Annotated in this window: 3 protein-coding genes; 2 read left to right on the top strand and 1 reads right to left on the bottom strand. The window is 39.0% G+C overall.

Going from position 1 to position 2858, the window contains the following annotated elements:
- Window positions 1–36 precede the first annotated feature (36 nt).
- The gene (locus JCM12259_RS12540; protein WP_025066699.1) at window positions 37–984 is read right to left on the bottom strand and encodes an IS30 family transposase; all 948 of its coding nucleotides are present in this window, start codon (window positions 982–984) and stop codon (window positions 37–39) included.
- Window positions 985–1528: 544 nt separating this feature from the next.
- Between JCM12259_RS12540 and JCM12259_RS12530 the strand changes: the two genes are divergently transcribed.
- Window positions 1529–1858: a hypothetical protein gene (locus tag JCM12259_RS12530; protein ID WP_025066698.1), complete on the top strand. Its 330-nt coding sequence runs from the start codon at window positions 1529–1531 to the stop codon at window positions 1856–1858.
- Window positions 1859–1938: 80 nt separating this feature from the next.
- Complete coding sequence (locus tag JCM12259_RS12525; protein ID WP_159105387.1) at window positions 1939–2481, top strand: hypothetical protein; 543 nt, start codon at window positions 1939–1941, stop codon at window positions 2479–2481.
- The last annotated feature ends 377 nt before the right edge of the window (window positions 2482–2858 follow it).

Below are 2858 nucleotides of genomic sequence, written 5' to 3'. Positions count from 1 at the left end.
GGGCGGTTTCAACATGCAAATGCACCGCCCGCAAAGTTAAAGAATATTTTCGTAAAAACACTCAAAAGGGGTACGAAAATTTAATTTTTCTCTTGGGCGACGGTTTATTTTGTCAGCAATTTTGGTCACAAACTGATGACTGATATTTTCAAAAGTGGATGATTTGGGGATATATTGCCTGATAAGACCGTTCTGATTTTCAATCGAACCTTTTTGCCATGATGAATACGGATCGGTGAAGTAGACCGTAACACCCAATTTTTTTGTAATGTATTCATGACAGGCAAACTCCAAACCGTTATCAGTCGTTATTGATTTAAGGAAAGCTTTATATGGCATTAGTATTCGAACAACCGTCTTTGCCAGTTCTTTGGCTTCTTTTCCTTTGTTCAACTTTCTCATAAACAACATGCCTGTACTTTTTTCAGTAAGGGTCAGTATGGCTCCATGGTTCCCTTTGCCTACAATGGTGTCCATCTCGAAATCACCAAAGCGTCTACCATCTGCTTCTTCCGGTCTTTCGCTTATATTTACCCTATTACAAATAATTGATCCACTGCCACTTACTGGACGTGCCCGGTGTTTAAGTTTATGACGACAGTAAAGATACAAAGACCCTCCATTCTTCTTGTCTGTGCGGATGATCTTGTATATAGTCTCATGAGATATTGACATACCCCGTTCCTTTAAAACTGCCGAAATCTGTTCCGGCGACCACTGTTCTTCCACTAATAGCCGCACTGCTTCATCCTTTATCTCTTGAGAAATGGCGCGGTTGCCTGGTCTTCGTATCTTTCTATAATCGGCATTTTTCTGGGCAGTCTCCCAATTATAAGTTCCACGGACTCCGCTGTTGCGGTTGATTTCACGAGTAACGGTAGAATGATTAACTCCTATCGAGTCTGCTATCTTTGCCCTGCTCCATCCGTTTTGAATAAAAGTTGAAATTGCGTATCTTTGCTGTGAAGTTAAATGGTTGTACATAAATGTATAATCTGTTACTTAATGAGATAATTGATCTTATTATTTTAATTAAATAATTTTAACACGAGGCTTATAATGCCTATGTTTATGATTTTTTAATACTTACGCTTTGTAGTCTTTTTTATTCAATAGGCTACTGCAAAAAGTCTCTTCCTGTATTATTTATTTGATGTATATCTATCTTTCCATTTCCGTTTCTGGTTTCGACCTCACTTTTCGTCCGCTTGCGGTCATCCATCGACTTTTATTCTGCAAAAGTATCGCAGGCAGGGAACACGGCAAACACCGGAATGCTCCCTATTGGCGGAAAACTTTTCATGACCCTCCGAAATCACAGATTGCGGTTTCCTGAAAACTTTTACCGGCCAATTCTTTGCCTTAGGTTCCCTTAATACCTACGATCTTACCTTGCACATAAAAGGTTCGAGATGACGGTTACACCGGAATGATAAAAAAAAGTTCGGGTCGAAGAAACGAAAAACCTATAAAAAGGTTGAGAATCGGGAGGCCCAGAATAAATAACAACTTCATAAAATAATAGATTATGTCAAACAACGAAATGATTTTAGCAGCATTAGGGTTTTCTAATTGGGACAGTCAGTTAGATGAGTTCAAAACCAACTTCGGTTATGATTGGACAGGTGAAGACTTGGACGAAGCGATAGAGGTGGCCGGATACAACACCTCAAATGTGAGAAATTGCCTCATGGAAATACTTTGGCTTAAAGTCGTTTATTACTTTGTTGACACAATGGATTGCAGCCGAGAAATGTTCGACAGCTATATCAACGGATCGCTTGATACCCATTTTTATTACAACGGGACAGAAGTCAAGTCTGAAGAGGAACTTTGGAAACTTGTAAACGCAGCATAAAAACAACTCAAAAATAGGATTTGCAAAATTGTTGAATAGTTTGTACCCTATAAAACAAGATAATGATTGTGTTTCATAAAATGAATATCAAACAAATGAATAAAGAAATTCACTATAAATGCCGGTGTACAGGTCAGAGATTTACATTTAAGGAATGGTGTAACTATTTGAAAGGGAATCCACCAAAGGTTGTGCATACATATAAAGAATTTTGTTTCAATATTGCCGATGTGTGTCTGACACCACATATTAAAATTGATTGGGCTAAAAAAGTCTGTTTCTTTAAGGTTACAACAGCGCAATCAGACAATGGGCGATGGGACTTTGGACTTAGTTATAATTTTTGGACACAAGGCGGTTGCTGTGGTGCAACTTATATTGACACACTAAAAGACGGTTACAATACCGAGAAAGAAGCTGTCTCCGCTGCCTTAAACCGTGTAGAGGAAAATTGTCAACGGGTCATTGACGAAATTCTATTCAGAGACGGTGACCCGAATGATGATGATGCAAACAAACTCGAAACAAGAGGTTCGTCTGCTCTTCCAATACTTAAGGATACGATGAATAAGATTAAGTCTTACAGAAAGTTGTTCAACCCCTGCCAATTAGAACTGTTTTAATTTATAAATAACACACTATGCTTAGGTTTCCAAGAATAGAAGTCATCAAGCGAACAATTTATGTTCCGATTTATCGAGAAAGTTACGAAGTGCAGACTATGCGCCCTAACCGACCGATGCAAAGCAAATTTGGCATGAGCAAGACGCAAGCCAATGCTTATTCAAAGCGTATGTTGGCTCTTCTGAAAAAGGAAGGATATGATAAAGCCGTATTCAAGTCTGTACTGATTGATTTACGGAAATTTGTTTTATGAAGTTTCCACGCTCCTATATGTCTAATTGTATGGGAGCGTGGTTTTTTCGGTGGGGCTTACCGCCCCACACCCTGATTATGAACCGGCTCCCTTCGGGATTGAATGTCAAGGACATTGTCGGTT

The sequence above is a fragment of the Hoylesella enoeca JCM 12259 genome, assembly GCF_000613405.1.
Taxonomy (GTDB): domain Bacteria; phylum Bacteroidota; class Bacteroidia; order Bacteroidales; family Bacteroidaceae; genus Prevotella; species Prevotella enoeca.
Note: the sequence above shows the minus strand (reverse complement) of the source record. Positions and strands in the feature narration are given on the sequence as shown.